Origin of the sequence: Blautia faecis (assembly GCF_020554845.1) — a bacterium.
Taxonomy (GTDB): Bacteria; Bacillota; Clostridia; order Lachnospirales; family Lachnospiraceae; genus Blautia_A; species Blautia_A faecis.
Map to the genome: position 1 here is coordinate 1 of NZ_JAJCIA010000056.1, position 19879 is coordinate 19879.

A 19879-nucleotide genomic window follows, 5' to 3' on the forward strand; every position below is an offset into this window, starting at 1 on the left:
ACAAGATCCTTAGTCTTGCTCGTCTGCCAGTTCCGACACTTCCGCATATCGCATTTCACAGAGATAAAAATCTCTACGCGATCAGATATTAAATTGTAACTACTTACGTAGTACATGCGGAAGATGGGACTTGAACCCACACAAGCGCAATGCTTACAAGATCCTTAGTCTTGCTCGTCTGCCAGTTCCGACACTTCCGCATATCGCATTCATAGAGAAAAAACCTCTGCGCGATAAAATATGAAATTGTGACTATTAAATAGTCATGCGGAAGATGGGACTTGAACCCACACGAGCGCAATGCTCACAAGATCCTTAGTCTTGCTCGTCTGCCAGTTCCGACACTTCCGCATATCGCGTTTCTCGGAGAAAGGTTTCTTTCTCGCTGCGACGGATATTAGTATAACAAAGGGGTATATGATTGTCAACACATTTTTTGAAAAAAATTAAAAAAATTCAAGTTTTTTTTGAAAAAAAGAGGAATTTGAAATTTTGTGTAGAATATAATTAATAGGAGGAAGATTATCGGCGTACCTGTCAGTCTTTGGAGGATAGAAGATATATGAATATCAGAGAGAGCATGGAAGAAAGAGAACTGGAACTGCTGAGTCCCTATGCCGCATACAGTGGACGTTCCAGAGGAAGAGACCGGGAGGAAGAAGAGTGTGACGTCCGGACAGTTTACCAGAGAGACCGGGACAGGATCCTGCATAGCAAGGCTTTTCGCAGGATGAAAGATAAGACTCAGGTTTTTCTGGCTCCGGAAGGAGATCATTACAGGAACCGGCTGACGCACACTCTGGAGGTATCCCAGATCGCACGTACTATAGCCAAGGCACTTCGCCTGAATGAGGATCTTGTGGAGGCGATTGCACTGGGACACGACCTTGGTCACACGCCTTTCGGACATTCAGGAGAGACCGCACTTAATACCGTTCATCCTGAGGGCTTTGCCCACTACCGTCAGAGCGTCCGCGTGGTGGAAGTACTGGAGAAGAACGGAGACGGACTGAATCTTACCTGGGAGACAAGAGACGGAATCCTGAATCACCGTACCAGCGGTCATCCGTCCACTTTGGAGGGACAGGTAGTCCGCTTTTCTGATAAGATCGCCTATGTTCATCATGATATGGACGATGCCCAGAGAGCTGGGATCATTACAGAGAATGATATTTCTGCCAGTCTCAGGGAGTTTCTTGGACAGACCACAAGAGAAAGGCTGAATACCTTTGTACATGATGTGATTGAGCACAGCATTGACCAGCCTTCCATTCAGATGTCGGCTCCTGTAGAGCAGGCACTCATGGATCTTCGATCAGAGATGTTCCAGAAAGTATATCTGAATCCCATCGCGAAGCGGGAAGAATCCAAGGCAATCAAAATGCTGACAGAACTATACGCCTATTACATAGATCACCCGGAAGCAATGTCCAGGGAGTACGTTGCTCTTATTGAGAAAAAGGGAGTTCCAAAAGACCGGGCGGTATGTGACTGGCTGTCAGGAATGACGGATCAGTATTCCATGAAGAAATTCAAGGAGATTTTCATACCAAGAGCTTGGGAGGTTTATTAGAACGTGGACAAAACTCTTGCAATGAGATATAATATTTGTTTACGCGAAAGATGTCGCATTTTCTTGGATATGCGGCATATTAAATCAAAGGAGGATAAGCATGCGCTATTCCGACGATATCATTGAAGAAGTGCGAATGAAAAATGATATTGTAGACGTGATATCCCAGTATGTAAGACTGACCAGAAGAGGAAGCTCCTATTTTGGTCTGTGTCCTTTTCATAATGAGAAGACCCCTTCCTTTTCCGTAACGCCGTCTAAGCAGATGTATTACTGCTTCGGCTGCGGAGCTGGAGGAAATGTATACAATTTTGTAATGCAATATGAGAATTATTCATTTGGAGAAGCACTTTCCCATCTGGCAGAGCGTGCCGGAGTGGAACTTCCCAAGATCGAATATTCCAAGGAGGCAAGGGCGAAAGCGGAGAAGCGCGCAGCCTTGCTTGAGATCAATAAGAAAGCGGCTCAGTATTTTTATTACCAGCTGCGCCGTGAAGGTGGAAAAAATGCCCACGATTATCTTACAGGCAGAGGTCTCAGCGAAGAGACGATCAGGAAATTCGGCCTGGGGTATTCAGACAAGTACAGTGATGACCTGTATAAATACCTGAAATCCCAGAATTACAGTGATGAACTTCTTCGGGAATCCGGCCTTTTCAATGTGGATGAACGCCAGGGCATGTATGACAAATTCTGGAACCGTGTTATTTTTCCAATCATGGATGTTAATAACAGGGTGATTGGATTTGGCGGGCGGGTGATGGGAGACGGCAAGCCCAAGTACCTGAATTCGCCGGAGACCCGTATTTTTGACAAGAGCCGTAATCTGTACGGATTGAATATAGCCAGAACCACCAGGAAAAATTACCTGATCCTGTGCGAGGGCTACATGGATGTAATCTCCATGCATCAGGCAGGATTTACCAATGCAGTGGCGTCCCTGGGAACGGCACTTACATCCGGACATGCCAGTCTGGTGAAGAGGTATACACAGGAAGTACTTCTTCTTTACGATAGTGATGAAGCTGGTGTAAAAGCCGCCTTGCGAGCAATTCCCATTCTCCGGGAAGCCGGCGTGAATTCCAGAGTGGTGAATTTACGGCCTCACAAGGACCCTGATGAATTTATCAAAGCAGAAGGAGCAGAGGCCTTTGAGAAAAGGCTAGAAGAAGCTACGGACAGCTTTATGTTCCGGGTAAGTATTGCTTCCGGTGATTTTCCCATGGATGAGCCTCAGGGACAGAACCGCTTTTTTGAGCGGTGTGCTCAGTATCTTCTGGAACTTTCTGATGAACTGGAGCGGAATCTGTATATTGAAGCAATTGTAAAAGAATACCGCAGGTATGGAATCAGTGTGGAAGACCTTCGGAAGCGTGTAAATACCCTTGCTCTGAAGGGTACGCCTGCGGAGAAGCGCATTCAGCCAAAATCCGGCGGCTCTCCGATGAGAAAAAAGGAGAGCGCGGCAGATAAATCCCAGAAGCTGATGCTTACCTGGCTGGTTACCTATCCGGCAATCTTTGACACTGTGGAGAAATATCTTTCCCCTTCAGATTTTGTAGTTCCTCTTTATAAAGAGGTGGCAGAAATGCTCTGGAAGCAGCACGAAGAGGGAGATGTGAATCCGGCCAGACTTCTGAATGCTTTTACAGACAGTGAAGAGCAGAAAGAAGTGGCCTCTCTCTTTAATGCCACGATCCACCTTGAGACAAAGGAGGAACAGCAGAGAGCATTTTCCGATGCTTTGATCCGCATTAAGCAGGAGAGTCTGGCGGAGAAAAATAAAAACTGGGATCCTGCAGATATGGGGGCTTTACAGGAGCTTGTAAAGGCCAAGAAGGATCTGGAGGAGCTTGGAAGAAAAAGGCAGCAATTGCATATTTCTTTTGAATAAGGATAAAATATTAACACTATATGGAGGTTAGAGTACCTATGGAAATGAATATGGGCAAATTCAGTGAGAAACTGGTGGGACTTCTGGAGCTTGCAAAAAAGAAGAAAAACGTACTGGAATATCAGGAAATCAGTGATTATTTCAAAGACCAGCCACTGGATGCGGAACAGATGGATAAGATCTTCGATTTCCTTGAGGCAAGTGGGGTAGATGTGCTGCGTATCACAGAGAACAGTGCAGATGACCTTATGCTGGACGATGACATGGATATTGATGGTCTGGACGATGAGGAAGAAGTAGAGCTGGACAAGATCGATCTTTCTGTTCCGGAAGGTGTGAGCATTGAGGATCCGGTTCGTATGTATCTGAAAGAAATTGGTAAAGTTCCGCTTCTTTCAGCAGAAGAAGAAATCGAGCTTGCAAAGAAAATGGAACAGGGCGACGAAAATGCCAAGAAGCGTCTGGCAGAAGCCAACCTTCGTCTTGTTGTCAGCATTGCAAAGCGTTATGTAGGACGTGGAATGCTTTTTCTGGATCTGATTCAAGAAGGTAACCTTGGTCTTATCAAGGCTGTCGAAAAATTTGATTACCGAAAGGGTTACAAGTTCAGTACCTATGCTACCTGGTGGATCCGTCAGGCTATCACAAGAGCCATTGCAGACCAGGCGCGTACCATTCGTATTCCAGTTCATATGGTTGAGACGATCAACAAGCTGATCCGCGTTTCCAGACAGTTACTCCAGGAGCTTGGACGTGAACCTACTCCGGAGGAAATCGCGGAAGAGATGGACATGCCGGTAGACCGTGTGCGTGAGATCCTGAAGATTTCCCAGGAGCCGGTTTCTCTGGAGACCCCTATTGGTGAAGAGGAGGACAGCCATCTTGGAGATTTCATCCAGGATGACAATGTTCCGGTTCCGGCTGATGCAGCGGCATTTACTCTTTTGAAGGAACAGCTGGTGGAGGTTCTTGGCACTCTTACTGAGAGAGAACAGAAGGTTCTCCGCCTTCGTTTCGGACTTGATGATGGACGTGCAAGAACGCTTGAGGAAGTTGGCAAGGAGTTCAATGTAACCAGAGAGCGTATCCGTCAGATTGAGGCAAAGGCTCTTCGTAAGCTCCGTCATCCAAGCCGCAGCCGCAAGCTGAAGGATTATCTGGATTAAGGAGAGGACTATGCAGTTATCCTTACGACTGTCTGCAATCGCAGACCTGGTGACAGAAGGAAACCGGCTGGTAGATGTGGGATGCGATCATGGATATCTGCCGGTATACCTGATACAGCAGAAAAAAATTCCATCCGCCATTGCAATGGATGTGCGAAAAGGGCCACTTTCAAGGGCACAGGAACATATTCGGCAGTATGGACTGGAGGAATACATACAGACCCGGCTCTCAGACGGACTTGAAGGCTTGAAAGCCGGAGAGGGTGACACCCTTGTGATCGCAGGTATGGGCGGTCCCCTTATGGAAAGGATTCTCACAGATGGCAGGTCTGTGAGAAATTCTTTCTCTGAGCTGATTTTACAGCCACAGTCCGACATTCCCCATTTTCGCAGATTTATCCAGTCTGAAGGCTGGGAGATCACAGAAGAGAAAATGGTGGAAGAGGATGGGAAATTTTATCCCATGATGCGGGTGGTGCCTGGGGAAAATGTTCACAGCAGTTTGAAACTTAACGTGGATTCTTTCACAAAAAATACGTCTGTGAAAGCTGCTTCTTCTGAGAACCTACATGCTGATGAATGGGCAGAAATGCCGGAAAATCCAGCTGCTTACACCTTGGAGGAAGCTTTTGGCAAATATCTTCTTCAGGAAAAGAACCAGGTGCTTTACCGTTATCTTCAGCGGGAATCCCGGATCCGCTCCCAGATTCTGGAACAATTGGAAACGGCACCGAAGGCAGAGGCAGTTACTGCCCGCATTTTGGAAGTAAAGGAGGAGGCGCAGCTGATCGCTGCTGCGCTGGCAGAATATGAAGGTTAAAGAACTGACAGAATGGCTGGGAGGAAATTTTCCGGCAGCAGTTGCAGAGGACTGGGATAATGTGGGACTCCTTACAGGAGATGACGAGAGTGAGGTAAAACATGTCTTTCTTGCCCTTGATCTTACCGAAACAGTGTTAGACGAGGCTATCCGGGCTGGCGCTGACATGATCGTTACCCATCATCCTATGATCTTTTCCGGTATTAAGAAGATCAATAATCACAGCTTTACAGGACGGAAGATTATCAGTCTGGTGCGTCATGGAATATCTTATTATGCAATGCACACCAACTATGATATTCTGGGAATGGCAGATTTAAGTGCCGGATATCTGGAACTGTCAGATACGAAGGTACTTTGTGCTACCGGGGAAAAAGACGGGGAGTCCATTGGCTTTGGGCGTGTGGGAAAGCTGCCTTGTGAGATGACTTTAAAGGAGTACGCCCTTCTTGTAAAAAAGAACCTGAAGCTTTCGGATGTGAAAGTGTACGGAAATCTGGAACAGACTGTGAAAACGGCTGCCGTATGTACCGGCTCTGGTAAAAGCATGATCCAGGATGTGCTTGCAGCCGGGGCTGATGTATATGTGACAGGTGATATTGACCACCATACCGGAATTGACACCGTTGCCCAGGGACTTGCAATCATTGATGCAGGTCATTACGGTACGGAATATATTTTTATGGAAGATATGAAGGAAAGACTGGCAAAAGCGTTTCCGGAGCTTACAGTCAGCTGCGCAAAGGTGAGAAGCCCGTATACGATATTATAGGGTTGAGACCTGTTGTGGATGGGGATGATGTCCGCCCGTCCGGTGATAAAATGAGTTGTCAGAATAATATTGTTTGGTTTTGGTAAATGTGATTTATGTTTAGCCTAATTGGTCTTTCGGATCAGAAAAGGAGATTTTATGGATCATGCAGTGAAACTTACAATCAATGGGGAAATCAGAGAGTTTCCCATGGGAATTACCTATAAAGAAGTTATAAAAGAGTACGAAAAGACCAGCCCGGCTCCTGTTATTCTTGTAATTGCAGGGGGCAAGATCTGTGAGCTTCACAAAAAAGCGGAACGGGACGGCGAAGTCCAGTTGGTCACCACAAAAGACAGCATTGGAAATAAAACCTATAAGCGAACTGCATGTCTGGTGCTTTTAAAGGCAATTTACGATCTTGCAGGCAAAGAAAAAGTAGATAAAGTGGTGCTTCATTATTCTGTAGGAAGCGGTTTTTACTTTACTATGGCGGGAGAACAGAAGCTGGATCAGGCATTTCTTGACCAGGTAAAGAAGCGGATGACAGAACTGGTGGAGCAGAAAATCCCGGTGAAGAAACGAAGTGTAGGAACGGATGAAGCAATTGCGCTTTTTCATCATCACAGAATGTATGATAAAGAGAAACTGTTCCGCTATCGCAGGGTTTCCAGGGTGAATATTTACAGCATAGAGAATTTCGAGGACTATTTTTACGGGGCAATGGCTTACGATACCGGCTATGTGCCATATTTTGACCTGAAGCTGTATGATGAAGGCTTTGTGCTGATTCTGCCGGATGCTAAGGCTCCGGATATGCTCCCGGAATTCCGGCCTCAGGAGAAAATCTTCCAGGTGCAGAAGGATTCTGAAGAGTGGGGCAGAAGGTTGGAAATCTCCACAGTAGGTGAGTTGAATGATCAGATCGTTTCCCAGGGGATACAGAAGATCCTTCTTATGCAGGAGGCCATCCAGGAGTCTGGAATTGCCAGAATTGCAGAGCAGATCGTGGAGGCAGGAAACAAGAAGTTTGTCATGATCGCCGGTCCGTCCTCCTCCGGCAAGACTACCTTTTCCCACAGGCTGTCTATTCAGCTGGCGGCACATGGAATGAAGCCACATCCCATTGCTGTTGACAATTATTTTGTAAACAGAGAGCATACCCCGCTGGATGAATTCGGGGAAAAGGATTATGAGTGTCTGGAAGCCATTGATGTGGAGCAGTTCAACAAAGATATGCTGGCACTTCTTAATGGAGAGAGAGTAGAACTTCCGGTGTTTAACTTCAAGACCGGGCAGAGAGAATATAAAGGCGATTTTCTCCAGCTGGGGAAGGAAGACATCCTTGTTATTGAGGGAATTCATGGTCTGAACGACAAATTAAGCTACGCGCTTCCGAAGGAGAGCAAGTTCAAAATCTATATCAGTGCCCTCACCCAGCTGAACATTGATGAACACAACCGGATTCCTACCACAGACGGAAGGCTGATCCGCAGAATCGTCCGGGATGCAAGAACCAGAGGAACCTCAGCCAGCGAGACCATTGCAAGATGGCCCTCTGTAAGACGCGGCGAGGAGAAAAATATTTTTCCATACCAGGAAGAAGCGGATGTTATGTTTAACTCGGCACTGATCTATGAATTGGCATGTCTGAAAGTATACGCAGAGCCTCTTCTCTTCGGAATTTCCAAAGAGGAGCCGGAATATCTGGAGGCAAACAGGCTGCTGAAATTTTTTGATTATTTTGTAGCTGTGCCAAGCGAGGAAGTGCCTAATAATTCCCTGTTAAGAGAATTTATAGGGGGAAGCTGTTTTAACACCTGATGATGCAGATGTGCTTGTAAGAAGTTGAGGAGTATTTTATGAAAATAAGTCGCAAAGGCTTTACATTGGCTGAGCTTTTGATCGTGGTTGCAATTATTGCGGTACTGGTGGCTGTTGCAATACCTGTTTTCGGAAGTCAGTTGGAAAAAAGCAGGGAAGCAGCAGACCTTGCAAATGTACGCGCTGCATATGCGAAGGTGCTGACTGAGGCAAATATGGGGATTTATAATGAACCGGTTACGGTCAAGCTGAAACAGAAACAGTATGGATGGCAGTCGGCGGATGTAATTACAATTGGGGGAATCAGCCATTCAGTAAAGGACGGCGATACGGAGAACTGGATTGGAATACCAGGAGCAAATGGAGAATGTCAGATTTCGTTTGATCAGAAAAGGGGAACCAAATTTGTGTGGAGCGGGGATGTATCATCAACGTCAAATAGCTATAATATGAGTGAGGATTTCTTTAATGTATTAAAGGATAGTGGCTGTCTGGATTTGGTAAAGGATAATTCGAATTTTGAATTTGATTCTGGAACTGATTCGAAAACATATGTACCAAAAATTAAAGATCTAATTGGTGTTAACAGTTTGCTACAGACTGGCACATGGGCATATTTGGGAAGTGGCATAGATGAGAAGAAAAGATATTTGTTCTGGACTTCCTTAGATATAAATGCAAAAGGTGAAAAGGCAATAGCGGCTGGTACAGAAATACCAATCCTGATTCAAAGAGGCGATGGAAAGTATTATGTTTCTCAATCAAAGGTTGCCAGCAGGAATGGAAAATATATGGCAATAGCTGATCATCTTTCCCCAAAAGGTTATCAAGATATTATTGCAGCAGGGGACGGTTATACCTATAATACTCTGTCAGAAGCCTATGCTGCATATGAGAAGAAACTTGAGAACGATTATAAAGATTTACCCAAGTGATTATTTACAGGGTTACTGTTTACTCCGTTTACAGTAACCTTTACAGGTTCTACGACAGGGAGAAATGAGAAATAGTGCTTTACATCTTACCACAATAATGTTAAAATAGCACTTGCGCAAGCAGACCAGGTGATCGCGGCTGGACAGACGAAAGGGTTCAGACGAGGAAAGTCCGGGCTTCACAGGGCAGGATGCCGGATAACGTCCGGTGGAGGCGACTCCCAGACCAGTGCAACAGAAATAAACCGCCATGGTTTCCATGGTAAGGGTGGAAAGGCAGTGTAAGAGACTACCGCCGTCCTGGTAACAGGCCGGGCACATGTAAACTCCATTCGAAGCAAGACCGAGCAGAAAGCGATACGGCGGCCCGTCGTGCTTTCAGGTAGGTCGCTTGAGCCTTTCGGCAACGGAAGGCCTAGACAGATGATCACTCAACGACATAACCCGGCTTATCGGTCTGCTTGCGTATTTAAGAATCGGATTGTATGATACATATAATGTGATATTTAACCTGAGAAGGTTCAGCACTGCTGGATTTTCCCAGGTTTTTTATATAATAGGAAATTACTCCGTAATGTTCCTATTACATAAAAACACTCCGATACCAGGACCCAAAGGTCTTTTTCCACTCTCAAACACGCTTTAAGGCAAAAAAGTGGAAGCTGTATTCAGCTTCCACAATAAAATATCAATATTGTTATTAAAAACAATGATTTACAGAGATGACTTATTTATTTCTGTGACCAGAGTATTTCTCCTCACAATATTTACATCTGTAAACCTCATTCTCCTCATCTGCCAGAACAAACACCTGATCCAGTCCCTGCTCGATGGAAGTGATACAGCGGGGATTTTTACATCTGATCACGTTTACAACCTGCTTCGGAAGACGAAGGTCTTTTTTCTCAACGATCTTCTCATCCTTAATAATATTTACGGTGATATTGTGATCAATGAAACCAAGGATATCCAGATCCAGATCTTCAATCGGGCACTCAACCTTGATGATGTCCTTTTTGCCCATCTTATTGCTCTTTGCGTTCTTGATGATCGCAACAGTACAATCAAGCTTGTCAAGCTTCAGGTCATGATAAATAGTCATAGCCTTGCCGGCTTTGATATGGTCTAATACGAAACCTTCACGAAGTGCTCCAACATTTAACATGGCAGTTCCACCTCCAATAATGTAAGAATCAGGGCCATACGAACATATACACCGTACTGGGCCTGTTTAAAGTATGCAGCTCTCGGATCGCTGTCCACTTCAACAGAAATTTCGTTAACACGAGGAAGCGGATGAAGAATGTACATGTCATCCTTTGCAAGGGAAAGCTTCTGCTTGTCCAGTATGTAGAAATCCTTCATACGAACATAATCTTCCTCATTGAAGAAACGCTCTTTCTGAACACGTGTCATGTAAAGAATGTCAAGCTCCGGAATTGCATCCTCCAGACGTTCTACTTCTAGGAACTCGATGTTGTTCTTCTTCAGCACGTCCTCACGGATATAGCTTGGGATACGAAGCTCTTCCGGAGAGATCAGTACGAATTTAACATTGTTGTAACGAACCAGCGCCTCGATCAGAGAGTGAACGGTACGTCCGAATTTCAGATCTCCGCACAGACCGATGGTAATGTTGTCAAGACGCCCCTTTAAGGAACGGATGGTAAGTAAGTCTGTAAGAGTCTGGGTTGGATGCTGATGACCACCGTCACCGGCATTGATAACAGGAATATTAGAAACCATAGAAGCTACCAGCGGAGCACCTTCTTTGGGATGACGCATAGCACAGATATCTGCATAGCAGGAAACAACACGAATGGTATCGGCAACAGTTTCCCCCTTCGCTGCGGAACTGGAATCTGCAGATGAGAAACCAAGAACCTTACCGCCAAGGTTCATCATAGCAGCTTCAAAACTGAGACGGGTACGGGTACTTGGCTCATAGAAAAGTGTGGCAAGCCGTTTGTCGTCACAGGTATGTGCGTATTTTTTGGGGTTTTTCTCAATATCGCTGGCAAGATCCAGAAGCTTCTCAAGCTCCGGAACACTAAGGTCCAGCGGACTCATTAAGTGTCTCATGATATACCTCCGTTATGAGTGTGTGGTTTTGGGGTAGAGTGTTACGGTTCACGAAAACTCTTTCAAAAAGGATCTTCTGTGAGTGGTAACGCAAAATCTCTTCGACCTATCATATACTACTTGGAATGATTTTTCAAGAAGATTTTGTAAGTATTTTTTCGAAAAACAATCCTGTGAGAAACCAGACCGGGAGATAGTCCAGACGGATGATTCCTTTGTACTGATGGGGCACTCCGGAATAGTCCCAAGGGCACATGTGAAAAGCCTGCAGGATAGAACCGCTGGCAAATTCTGCCAGGTAAAATCCGGCAGTATAAAGGGAGCCTCGCAGAAGTGCCGGAAGGCTTTTCAGCTTTTTGTATACAGGCAGAATCAGGGATGCACAGCCATAAATGGGAAACATAAGAAGAGAGGTAGTCCCTTTCATGGACGCATCTCCCCGGAGCAGGGAATGGAGCCCGGTCCAGAGAATCTCCAGACACAGACCGGTAAAACCACAGAAGAGAAAAGGGTATTTTTTCATATGCTTGGTCTCCTTGGGTAAAATGATAAAAATAACATTCCCATTCTTGCTAAATTTATGCTGCAAGGTTATAATGGAGAGAAAAAGATATTTGATAAACGAGGAGCTTTTATTATGAACTATCAGGAATGCCGTGCATATATCGATGATTCGGCGAAATACGGTTCCGTGCTGGGACTTGATAATATGCGTGAAATGCTGGACAGGCTTGGAAATCCTCAGGATGCAGTTCCTTATGTCCACGTAGCCGGAACCAATGGAAAGGGTTCCGTGATTGCTTATTTATACACCACCCTTACCCGGGCAGGCTATAAAGTGGGCAGATACATATCCCCAACTCTTTATTCTTACAGAGAACGTCTTGAGATTGCCGGCGAGAAGATCTCACAGGAAGATTTTGCAAAGTATGTGACAGAAATTTCCAGGTCAATTGATCAGATGACAGCGGTTGGCATGAATCATCCCACCCCTTTTGAGATTGAGACCGCGGCAGCGTTTTTGTATTTTAAGGAAGAAAATTGTGATCTGGTCCTTCTGGAGACCGGAATGGGCGGTAATCTGGATGCCACCAATATTGTGAAGAATACCAAACTGGCTGTGCTGGTTTCCATCAGCATGGATCATATGTCATTTCTTGGAAATACCCTTGGAGAAATCGCAGAGAAGAAGGCTGGAATTATCAAACCTGGCTGCCGGGTTGTGACCACAAAGCAGAAGCCGGAAGCGGCACAGGTGATTGCAGATACCTGTAACAAGCTTCATGTACCCTGTGTGGTATCTGACCCTGATGAGGCTGTTTTGGAAAAAGAGAGCGTATTCGGTCAGACCTTTTCTTATAAAGGAGAGGAATTTGCAATTTCCCTTGCCGGTGTTTACCAGAAAGAAAATGTAGTGCTGGCATTAAACGCTCTTGAAGAACTGGACAGACTTGGCTGGACTACTACCATGGAACAGCGGAAGGACGGTCTTCTCCACACAAGCTGGAAGGGAAGATTTACGGTTATCCATAAAAAGCCTCTTTTTATTGTAGACGGCGCTCACAATGCCGGAGCAGCCGACAAGATGGCAGAATCTGTCCGGCACTATTTTAATGGGAAAAAACTGATCTACATTATGGGTGTTTTTGCAGACAAGGAATATAAGATTGTCCTTGAAAAAACAGCCCATTTTGCAGAAAAAATCTATACCATAGAGACACCGGATAATCCCCGTGCACTGCCGGCAGAGGAACTGGCGAAGGCGGCAAGGGTATATAATTCCAGTGCCGAGAGTACAAAAAGTATAAAAGATGCTGTGGAAAAGGCATTTTCCTGTGCAGGAGATGACGAGAACAGTGTGATTCTGGCATTTGGTTCACTTTCCTTTATTGGAGTGCTTACAAATGCGGTGGAAGAATATGTCGGATAAGTGTCAGGTACTGAAATGGCAGCGTGTTACTGGTCACGGAGTGAACAGTAATGGCAGTACATTGTGGAAATTGAAGTGTGCAGCAGCTGAATTTGCATGATTAAATACAAAAACTGGAGAGAAAACAATATGACAGATTTGCAGGAATGCAGACGAAAAATAGATGAAATTGACAATCAGATGGTGGAACTTTTTGAGAAGCGGATGAAGGTCTGCGAAGAGGTTGCAGAGTATAAGATCCATACCGGAAAGAAAGTGCTGGATCCGGAGAGAGAGCATGCCAAACTGGAAGAGATCAGGAAAAAAGCGCACGGTGAGTTCAACGAACTTGGAGCCCAGGAGCTTTTTCAGCAGATCATGGCCATCAGCAGAAAGCGTCAGTATCAGCTTCTCACCGAATATGGTCCGAAAGAAAAGGAAGACTTCCAAATGGTGGAGCAGCTTCCCAGAAATAATGTGACTGTTGTTTTCCAGGGGGTGGAGGGCGCCTACAGCTATGGAGCCATGCGTGCCTACTTTCAGGAAGACATTAAGAGCTATCATGTGAAGCTGTTCCGGGATGCCATGGAAGAAGTTGCAACAGGAAGAGCAGATTACGCAGTCCTTCCTATTGAAAATTCCACAGCTGGGATTGTGGCAGATATTTATGACCTTTTGACAGAATATAATCTGTTTATCGTGGGAGAGCAGATCCTGAAAGTTGAGCATGTGCTGCTTGGCATGCAGGAGGCTGAGCTTTCCGATATTGCCGGGGTATATTCCCATCCTCAGGGGCTTGCCCAGTGTAAGGAATATCTGGAAGAGCATAGAGATTGGAAAACCACAGCAGTAACCAACACCGCCGCAGCGGCCAAAAAGGTCAGCGCAGATCAGGATAAGACTCACGCAGCGATTGCCAGCAGGGCTGCCGGAGAGATTTACAATCTGAAGGTTCTGGCAGAGAATATCTGCAAAAATGACAGCAATGTGACCAGATTTATTATTCTGGCAAAGAAACCTGTTTATGAGAATAACAGCTCCAGGATCAGTGTATGCTTCGAGGCACGTCATGCAAGCGGAACTCTTTACAATGTACTTTCCCATATGATCTATAATGGTCTGAATATGACCAAGATCGAGTCCCGGCCTATTCCGGGAAAAACCTGGGAATACCGTTTCTTCGTGGACTTCGAGGGAAATCTGCGGGACAGCGCGGTAAAGAATGCGCTGCGGGGCATGGAAGCAGAGACCAGCTATTTGAAAATTCTGGGCAATTATTAAGATTATAGCTGCGAAGGCAGAGAGTGGCAGCAATTTCATTTATTGTTAAAATTAACCAAAGAATTTAAGAAGATTTTATCTGTTTTTAATATAAGAAAAGTAGAATGAAAAACGGTGCGAGTGCGTGAGTCTGTATATCCGAAAGTGTGCTGCCATGAATTGTGCGGACGGCAAAAAGGAGAAGAGACACGTAAATGCGTCATGGAATTGAGAGGAAACAAAAATGGCAAGAACAGAAGAATGTATCCTTTACCGCAATTTCGACAACGGTGAGGTACTGGACATAATGACATCACTGATGAACAGCTATGAGGCTGGTGAAGAAGGCTTTGAGAATCGGAAAGAGGAATTTTTCCATATGGCAGGAAGCCTGGTGGAAATGGCAGGAATGTATGGGTTTTCCGGGAATCTGTGGCACACTTATCTGACACAGCTTCTGGTCAATCACGAGAATGCATTCAGTACCGCTTCCGAGATCAGAGGGGCAGTGGAGGGAAGCATTAACCATCTGGCTCTTCATGATTTTGGAATTTTCAAAGAACTTTATGACTTTGATCTTGCTGTTTTTGACAGTGCGTTTGGAACAGACTGTGCTGATTTTCTCTGTAATTATGTGAATACAGGATGCAACAGCAAGGTATACAACCAGCGTATCTGCGACAGAATCTGTGATATGAGCAAAACACTGGCAGAGGCTTCTACAGTGGAAGAGTTTATGGCAGATATGGTGCAGTTCTACAAAGATTTCGGCGTAGGTAAGCTGGGATTGAACAAGGCATTTCGTATTGAGCATGGCAAGGATGGCAAGCCGGTGATCGCACCGATTACCAGAATCGCCCATGTGAATCTGGATGATCTGGTTGGATATGAAATCCCCAAGCAGAAACTGATCGAGAACACGGAGGCTTTTGTAAGAGGAAGAAAGGCCAATAACTGCCTGCTTTTTGGTGATGCAGGAACTGGTAAATCTTCCAGCATCAAAGGTATCCTGAACCGTTATTATGACGAAGGACTTCGCATTATCGAGGTGTACAAGCACCAGTTCCAGGATCTGAATGATGTGATCGCACAGATCAAAAATCGTAATTACAAATTTATTCTTTATATGGATGATCTTTCCTTTGAGGAATTTGAAATCGAATATAAATATCTGAAAGCAGTGATCGAGGGCGGCCTTGAGAAAAAGCCGGACAATATTCTGATCTATGCAACCAGCAACAGACGTCATCTTGTTCGGGAAAAATCCGGGGATAAGCTGGAGGTGGCAGACGATGAAGATCTGCACTCCTCCGATACTGTGCAGGAGAAGCTTTCTCTGGTTTACCGTTTTGGCGTGCGTATTTATTTTGGTGCACCGAACAAGAAGGAATTCCAGAATATTGTTACTACACTTGCAGAGCGCTATGGTGTTACAATGCCTGCAGAGGAGCTTCTGATGAAGGCAAACGCCTGGGAGCTTTCTCACGGCGGTCTCACTGGAAGAACGGCGCAGCAGTTTATTGATCATGTTCTGGGAACAAGTGAGGAACAGTAAAAGAATACCAGAGATTATCTGAAATTTATGTCTGGAATGAAATAATCCTTGGCAGGAGGGAAAAACGTATGGCAGTGACCACATTTGCGGCAATTGATATCAGTTCTTATGAGATCACCATGAAAATTTTTGAATTTTCCAAAAAGGGTGGTTTCCGGACTGTGGACGATATCCGGTATCGTCTGAATCTTGGAGTAGGGGTATATTCCGGCGGAACCATGGAAGTGGATAAGGTAGATACTATTTGTGAAGTACTTAACGACTTTAAGAGGATCATGGCAGAGTACGGTGTGAAAGACTACCGCGCCTGTACCACAAGTGTTTTCCGTGAGATGAAGAATCCGCTGATTATCATTGAACAGATTTTCAGAAGAACCGGAATTCATGTGGAGGTTTTAAGCAATGCCGAGCAGCATTTTCTGGGCTATAAATCTATTGCGGCCATTGAGAATGGCTTTAAGAAAATGATCCAGAAAGGAACCGCTATTCTGGATGTGGGCGGTGGAAACCTGCAGATTTCCCTGTTTGACAAAGATGCGCTTGTAACCACCCAGAGCCTGAAAATGGGAAGCGTGCGTATCCGCCAACGTCTGAAGGAGCTGGAGAAAACCAATACGAATTATGCACAGCTGGTGGAGGAGTTTATCCGTAATGACCTGACCGGGTTTAAGCGTCTTTATCTGAAAGACCGCGAGATAAAGAATTTGATCCTTATGGGGGATTTTCTTACTGAGACTATTTTCCGTGAGGAGAGACAGGATAACATTATTACACGGGCTGAATTCGAGAAGCGGTATGAGAATACGGTTTATAAGACCGAGACTTCACTGTCAGAGGAAATGGATATTGATCCGGAGTATGCCGCTTTGATCGTGCCAACTATGGTTATCTGTAAAGATTTTATGGATCTTTTCAATGCAGAAGCGCTTTGGATGCCAGGTGTATCTCTTCTTGATGGCATTGCCTATGATTTCGGGGAAAAGAAGAATTTTATTAAGAGCGCACATAATTTTGAAAATGATATTCTGGTGGCAGCCAGAAACATTGCCAAACGTTATTCTACTGGAAAGGATCATATTAAGGGTACTACCGACCTTGCCCTGGCGATTTTTGACAGCATGAAGAAAGTGCACGGAATGGGAGACAGAGAGCGTCTGCTTCTTCAGATCGCAGTGCAGCTTCATGACTGTGGCAAATATATCAGTATGGGAGATGTGGCAGAGTGCTCCTATCAGATCATTATGGCTACGGAGATCATCGGACTTTCCACAGAAGAACGTCAGATCATTGCAAATGCGGTGCGCTACAATACCACAGAATTTGTTTATTACAGCGAGATCGCAGGAGAAGTCGGAATGGATCGTTCCGTATATCTTTTGATCGCCAAGCTGACTGCAATCCTTCGTATTGCAAATGCCATGGATCGCAGCCATTATCAGAAGGTAAAGAATATGAAGGCTATGCTGAAGGACAGAACCCTGCTTCTTACAGTTGATTCTGAGCAGGATATCTCCCTGGAGCTTGGACTTCTTATGGATAAAGTCGAATTTTTTGAAGAGGTATTTGGTATCCGTCTGGTATTCAGGCGTAAGAGAAAAGTGTGAGGAGGGGCACAATGGATCTGAAAAATTTTGAAAAAGCGGAGTATTTTGTGAACAGGGAGTTGAGCTGGCTGAAGTTTGACGACCGTGTTCTCTCAGAAGCAAGAGATAAAAGTCTGCCATTGTTTGAAAGACTGAAATTTACCAGCATTGTATCGTCCAATCTGGATGAGTTTTATATGGTTCGTGTGGCTTCCCTGAAGGATCAGGTTCATGCCGGCTATGAGAAAACAGATATTGCAGGAATGGGGCCAAAAGAGCAGTTGAAGGAGATTAGTGTTCAGACACATGAGCTCGTCCGTTCCCAGTACAGCACTCTGAACCGTTCCCTTCTTCCGGCGCTTGAGAAGGTGGGACTTCATCTGGTGATGGAGCACGAGAAATTAAACGAAGAACAGCAGGAGTATGTGGACCGTTATTTCGAGGATAATGTTTATCCGGTTCTTACTCCTATGGCAATGGATTCTTCCAGACCTTTCCCGTTGATTCGAAATAAGACATTGAATATTGGCGCCTTGATTTCCAAGAAGGATAAGAAAAAGGGCAAGGATGTACTGGTATTTGCCACTGTCCAGGTGCCGTCTGTACTGCCGCGTGTGGTTGTCATTCCATCCGGGAATAAAGAGGACACTACTGTGATCCTTCTGGAGGAGATTATCGAGCGCAATATTGACAAGCTTTTCCTTGGATATGATGTGGTTTGTGCACATCCTTACCGTATTATGAGAAATGCGGACCTTTCCATAGATGAGGATGGGGCGGAGGATCTTCTGGTGGAAATCCAGAAGCAGCTGAAGAAGCGCCAGTGGGGTGAGGTGATCCGCCTGGAAGTGGAGGATAAAACGGACTCCAGACTTCTTGGCATTCTGAAAAAGGAATTTGACATTAAAGAAGAGGATATTTTCTATATTAACGGACCACTGGATCTTACCATGCTGATGAAGGTTTATGGACAGGATGGCTTTGAGCAGTACAAAGAGCCGAAATATACCCCTGCTGTGGTGCCTGCATTTGCAGATACCAGCAAGGATGTTTTTCAGGTGATCCGTGAGGGCGATGTATTCTTACACCACCCATATATGAGCTTTGACCCGGTTGTAAATTTTGTACGCCAGGCGGCAAAGGATCCGGATGTGCTGGCGATTAAGCAGACGTTGTACCGTGTCAGCGGAAATTCCCCGATCATTGCAGCACTTGCCCAGGCAGCGGAGAATGGCAAACAGGTTTCGGTTCTGGTAGAGCTGAAGGCACGTTTTGATGAGGAACATAATATTGTGTGGGCAAAAATGCTGGAAAAAGCAGGCTGCCATGTTATTTATGGTCTGGTTGGTCTGAAAACACACAGTAAGATTACTTTGGTGGTTCGCCGTGAGGACACCGGAATCCGCCGTTATGTTCATCTGGCAACTGGTAACTATAACGACTCCACTGCAAAGCTTTATACAGACTGCGGCATTTTTACCTGTGACGAGCGCTTCGGCGAGGATGCAACTGCAGTGTTTAACATGCTTTCCGGATATTCTGAGCCGAAGAACTGGAACCGTCTGATTGTGGCACCAATCTGGATGAAGGATCGATTCCTGAAGCTGATCGAGAGAGAGACAGAGCACGCGAAGAAAGGAATGCCGGCTATGATCGTAGCGAAGATGAACTCTCTTTGTGATCCGAAAATCATTGCAGCTCTTTATCATGCATCCTCCTGTGGCGTGCAGATTTACCTGCTGATCCGAGGCATCTGCTGTCTGAGAGTGGGAATCCCGGGTGTGAGCGAGAATATCTATGTACGTTCCATTGTAGGAAACTTCCTGGAGCACAGCCGTATCTTCTATTTCCACAATAATGGCAGCGATGAGATTTATATGGGAAGTGCGGACTGGATGCCTCGTAATCTGGATCGCCGTGTGGAGATCGTTTTCCCGGTTGAGGACGAGCAGATCAAGAATGAGATCAAGCATGTTCTGGATCTGGAATTCCGTGATAATGTGAAAGCCCATATTCTCCAGCCGGATGGAACCTATGAGAAGCAGGACAAGAGAGGCAAACTTCTGATCAATTCCCAGATGGAATTTTGCAGGGAAGCCACTGAGAAAGCAGAAGCGTTAAAGAAAAAAGAGAAACATGAAAATTCCAGAGTCTTCATCCCGGCAGAACCGGCTGAGGATGTGGAAGAGTAAGAATTTGAAGTGAATTAGGAAAAATAAGGAAAGCCGCTGTATTGTGATGTGAGATTGCAATATGGAAAAATGCAGAAGCTGACGCCGATGCACTTGCTTTCGAAGATTTTCAGTAAAAAAATTAAGATTCTGACTTCTAAAGTCTGAATCCAGACGCCGCAAGGTTGACGAAAAAAGTCGCTTTGCGGCGTCTTTTTGCATAAAAAAGAGAAGGCATAACCCAGGCGGCAGAAATATATTCAGACGACAAAAAAACTTCCGAATCACTTCGGAAGTTTCTAGCAGCCAGTACGAGAATCGAACTCGTGTTTTCGCCGTGAGAGGGCGACGTCTTA

16 protein-coding genes, 2 tRNA genes and 1 other RNA gene are annotated in these 19879 nt (G+C 45.2%); 13 read left to right on the plus strand and 6 right to left on the minus strand.

The window, feature by feature from the left end; translation table 11 throughout:
* Positions 1–115: 115 nt before the first annotated feature.
* Together LIZ66_RS17400 and LIZ66_RS17405 are read right to left on the minus strand one after the other, a co-directional pair.
* Positions 116–200: transfer RNA gene (locus tag LIZ66_RS17400), tRNA-Leu, on the minus strand.
* Positions 201–266: 66 nt separating this feature from the next.
* A tRNA-Leu gene (locus tag LIZ66_RS17405) sits at positions 267–351 on the minus strand.
* A 211-nt stretch (positions 352–562) separates the two neighbouring features.
* On the opposite strand from LIZ66_RS17405, the gene LIZ66_RS17410 reads away from it, so the two are divergent.
* The 8 genes from LIZ66_RS17410 (at position 563) to rnpB (ending at position 9431) form a co-directional block, all read left to right on the plus strand.
* A complete protein-coding gene (locus tag LIZ66_RS17410) occupies positions 563–1573 on the plus strand; it encodes a deoxyguanosinetriphosphate triphosphohydrolase (RefSeq protein WP_148462392.1) in 1011 nt (336 codons plus the stop codon).
* A gap of 100 nt (positions 1574–1673) precedes the next feature.
* Entirely contained in the window at positions 1674–3467 is a 1794-nt protein-coding gene (dnaG, locus tag LIZ66_RS17415; protein WP_227201117.1) for a DNA primase, read from the plus strand.
* Positions 3468–3505: 38 nt separating this feature from the next.
* The gene (gene rpoD / locus LIZ66_RS17420) at positions 3506–4633 is read left to right on the plus strand and encodes an RNA polymerase sigma factor RpoD (RefSeq protein WP_118578714.1); all 1128 of its coding nucleotides are present in this window, start codon (positions 3506–3508) and stop codon (positions 4631–4633) included.
* A gap of 10 nt (positions 4634–4643) precedes the next feature.
* Positions 4644–5453, plus strand: a complete 810-nt coding sequence (locus LIZ66_RS17425; protein WP_227201118.1) for a tRNA (adenine(22)-N(1))-methyltransferase — start codon at positions 4644–4646, stop codon at positions 5451–5453.
* Positions 5443–6225, plus strand: a complete 783-nt coding sequence (locus LIZ66_RS17430; protein WP_227201119.1) for a Nif3-like dinuclear metal center hexameric protein — start codon at positions 5443–5445, stop codon at positions 6223–6225. The genes LIZ66_RS17425 and LIZ66_RS17430 overlap by 11 nt, the downstream gene beginning before the upstream one ends.
* A 138-nt stretch (positions 6226–6363) precedes the next feature.
* Positions 6364–8028, plus strand: a complete 1665-nt coding sequence (locus LIZ66_RS17435; protein ID WP_227201120.1) for a nucleoside kinase — start codon at positions 6364–6366, stop codon at positions 8026–8028.
* A 38-nt stretch (positions 8029–8066) separates the two neighbouring features.
* Entirely contained in the window at positions 8067–8963 is an 897-nt protein-coding gene (locus LIZ66_RS17440) for a type IV pilin protein (protein ID WP_226836921.1), read from the plus strand.
* 117 nt (positions 8964–9080) lie between these two features.
* An RNA gene (rnpB, locus tag LIZ66_RS17445) (RNase P RNA component class A) lies at positions 9081–9431 on the plus strand.
* A gap of 259 nt (positions 9432–9690) precedes the next feature.
* Here rnpB and LIZ66_RS17450 read toward each other — a convergent pair.
* The 3 genes from LIZ66_RS17450 to LIZ66_RS17460 all read right to left on the minus strand — a co-directional run bounded on the left by LIZ66_RS17450 (position 9691) and on the right by LIZ66_RS17460 (position 11568).
* Complete coding sequence (locus tag LIZ66_RS17450) at positions 9691–10128, minus strand: aspartate carbamoyltransferase regulatory subunit (protein ID WP_118578704.1); 438 nt, start codon at positions 10126–10128, stop codon at positions 9691–9693.
* Positions 10122–11045: an aspartate carbamoyltransferase gene (gene pyrB, locus LIZ66_RS17455; RefSeq protein WP_148462381.1), complete on the minus strand. Its 924-nt coding sequence runs from the start codon at positions 11043–11045 to the stop codon at positions 10122–10124. Before pyrB ends, LIZ66_RS17450 begins: the two co-directional genes overlap by 7 nt.
* Positions 11046–11178: 133 nt before the next feature.
* Positions 11179–11568, minus strand: a complete 390-nt coding sequence (locus LIZ66_RS17460; RefSeq protein ID WP_227201121.1) for a putative ABC transporter permease — start codon at positions 11566–11568, stop codon at positions 11179–11181.
* A 114-nt stretch (positions 11569–11682) separates the two neighbouring features.
* Here LIZ66_RS17460 and LIZ66_RS17465 point away from each other — a divergent pair, with 114 nt between their 5' ends.
* The 5 genes from LIZ66_RS17465 (at position 11683) to LIZ66_RS17485 (ending at position 19544) form a co-directional block, all read left to right on the plus strand.
* Positions 11683–12975 carry a bifunctional folylpolyglutamate synthase/dihydrofolate synthase gene (locus LIZ66_RS17465; protein ID WP_227201122.1) on the plus strand — a complete coding sequence of 431 codons (1293 nt, stop codon included), beginning with the start codon at positions 11683–11685 and terminating at the stop codon, positions 12973–12975.
* A gap of 129 nt (positions 12976–13104) precedes the next feature.
* Entirely contained in the window at positions 13105–14235 is a 1131-nt protein-coding gene (gene pheA / locus LIZ66_RS17470; protein ID WP_227201123.1) for a prephenate dehydratase, read from the plus strand.
* A gap of 223 nt (positions 14236–14458) precedes the next feature.
* Complete coding sequence (locus LIZ66_RS17475) at positions 14459–15769, plus strand: ATP-binding protein (RefSeq protein WP_195408958.1); 1311 nt, start codon at positions 14459–14461, stop codon at positions 15767–15769.
* Positions 15770–15837: 68 nt separating this feature from the next.
* Positions 15838–17373, plus strand: a complete 1536-nt coding sequence (locus LIZ66_RS17480; protein WP_148462372.1) for a Ppx/GppA phosphatase family protein — start codon at positions 15838–15840, stop codon at positions 17371–17373.
* 11 nt (positions 17374–17384) lie between these two features.
* A complete protein-coding gene (locus LIZ66_RS17485; protein WP_227201124.1) occupies positions 17385–19544 on the plus strand; it encodes an RNA degradosome polyphosphate kinase in 2160 nt (719 codons plus the stop codon).
* A gap of 136 nt (positions 19545–19680) precedes the next feature.
* Here the strand turns inward: LIZ66_RS17485 and LIZ66_RS17490 are convergent.
* Positions 19681–19879: hypothetical protein (locus LIZ66_RS17490; RefSeq protein WP_227201125.1), on the minus strand; the 199-nt coding region annotated here is incomplete at its 5' end.

Bases quoted from the DNA above. Each gene is read 5' to 3' on its own strand.
- LIZ66_RS17410 (WP_148462392.1), top strand. From the start codon at position 563: ATGAATATCAGAGAGAGCATGGAAGAAAGAGAACTGGAACTGCTGAGT.
- dnaG (WP_227201117.1), top strand. From the start codon at position 1,674: ATGCGCTATTCCGACGATATCATTGAAGAAGTGCGAATGAAAAATGAT.
- LIZ66_RS17435 (WP_227201120.1), top strand. From the start codon at position 6,364: ATGGATCATGCAGTGAAACTTACAATCAATGGGGAAATCAGAGAGTTT.
- LIZ66_RS17430 (WP_227201119.1), top strand. From the start codon at position 5,443: ATGAAGGTTAAAGAACTGACAGAATGGCTGGGAGGAAATTTTCCGGCA.
- LIZ66_RS17480 (WP_148462372.1), top strand. From the start codon at position 15,838: ATGGCAGTGACCACATTTGCGGCAATTGATATCAGTTCTTATGAGATC.
- LIZ66_RS17485 (WP_227201124.1), top strand. From the start codon at position 17,385: ATGGATCTGAAAAATTTTGAAAAAGCGGAGTATTTTGTGAACAGGGAG.
- LIZ66_RS17440 (WP_226836921.1), top strand. From the start codon at position 8,067: ATGAAAATAAGTCGCAAAGGCTTTACATTGGCTGAGCTTTTGATCGTG.
- pyrB (WP_148462381.1), bottom strand. From the start codon at position 11,045: ATGAGACACTTAATGAGTCCGCTGGACCTTAGTGTTCCGGAGCTTGAG.
- LIZ66_RS17465 (WP_227201122.1), top strand. From the start codon at position 11,683: ATGAACTATCAGGAATGCCGTGCATATATCGATGATTCGGCGAAATAC.
- rpoD (WP_118578714.1), top strand. From the start codon at position 3,506: ATGGAAATGAATATGGGCAAATTCAGTGAGAAACTGGTGGGACTTCTG.
- pheA (WP_227201123.1), top strand. From the start codon at position 13,105: ATGACAGATTTGCAGGAATGCAGACGAAAAATAGATGAAATTGACAAT.
- LIZ66_RS17475 (WP_195408958.1), top strand. From the start codon at position 14,459: ATGGCAAGAACAGAAGAATGTATCCTTTACCGCAATTTCGACAACGGT.
- LIZ66_RS17460 (WP_227201121.1), bottom strand. From the start codon at position 11,568: ATGAAAAAATACCCTTTTCTCTTCTGTGGTTTTACCGGTCTGTGTCTG.
- LIZ66_RS17450 (WP_118578704.1), bottom strand. From the start codon at position 10,128: ATGTTAAATGTTGGAGCACTTCGTGAAGGTTTCGTATTAGACCATATC.
- LIZ66_RS17425 (WP_227201118.1), top strand. From the start codon at position 4,644: ATGCAGTTATCCTTACGACTGTCTGCAATCGCAGACCTGGTGACAGAA.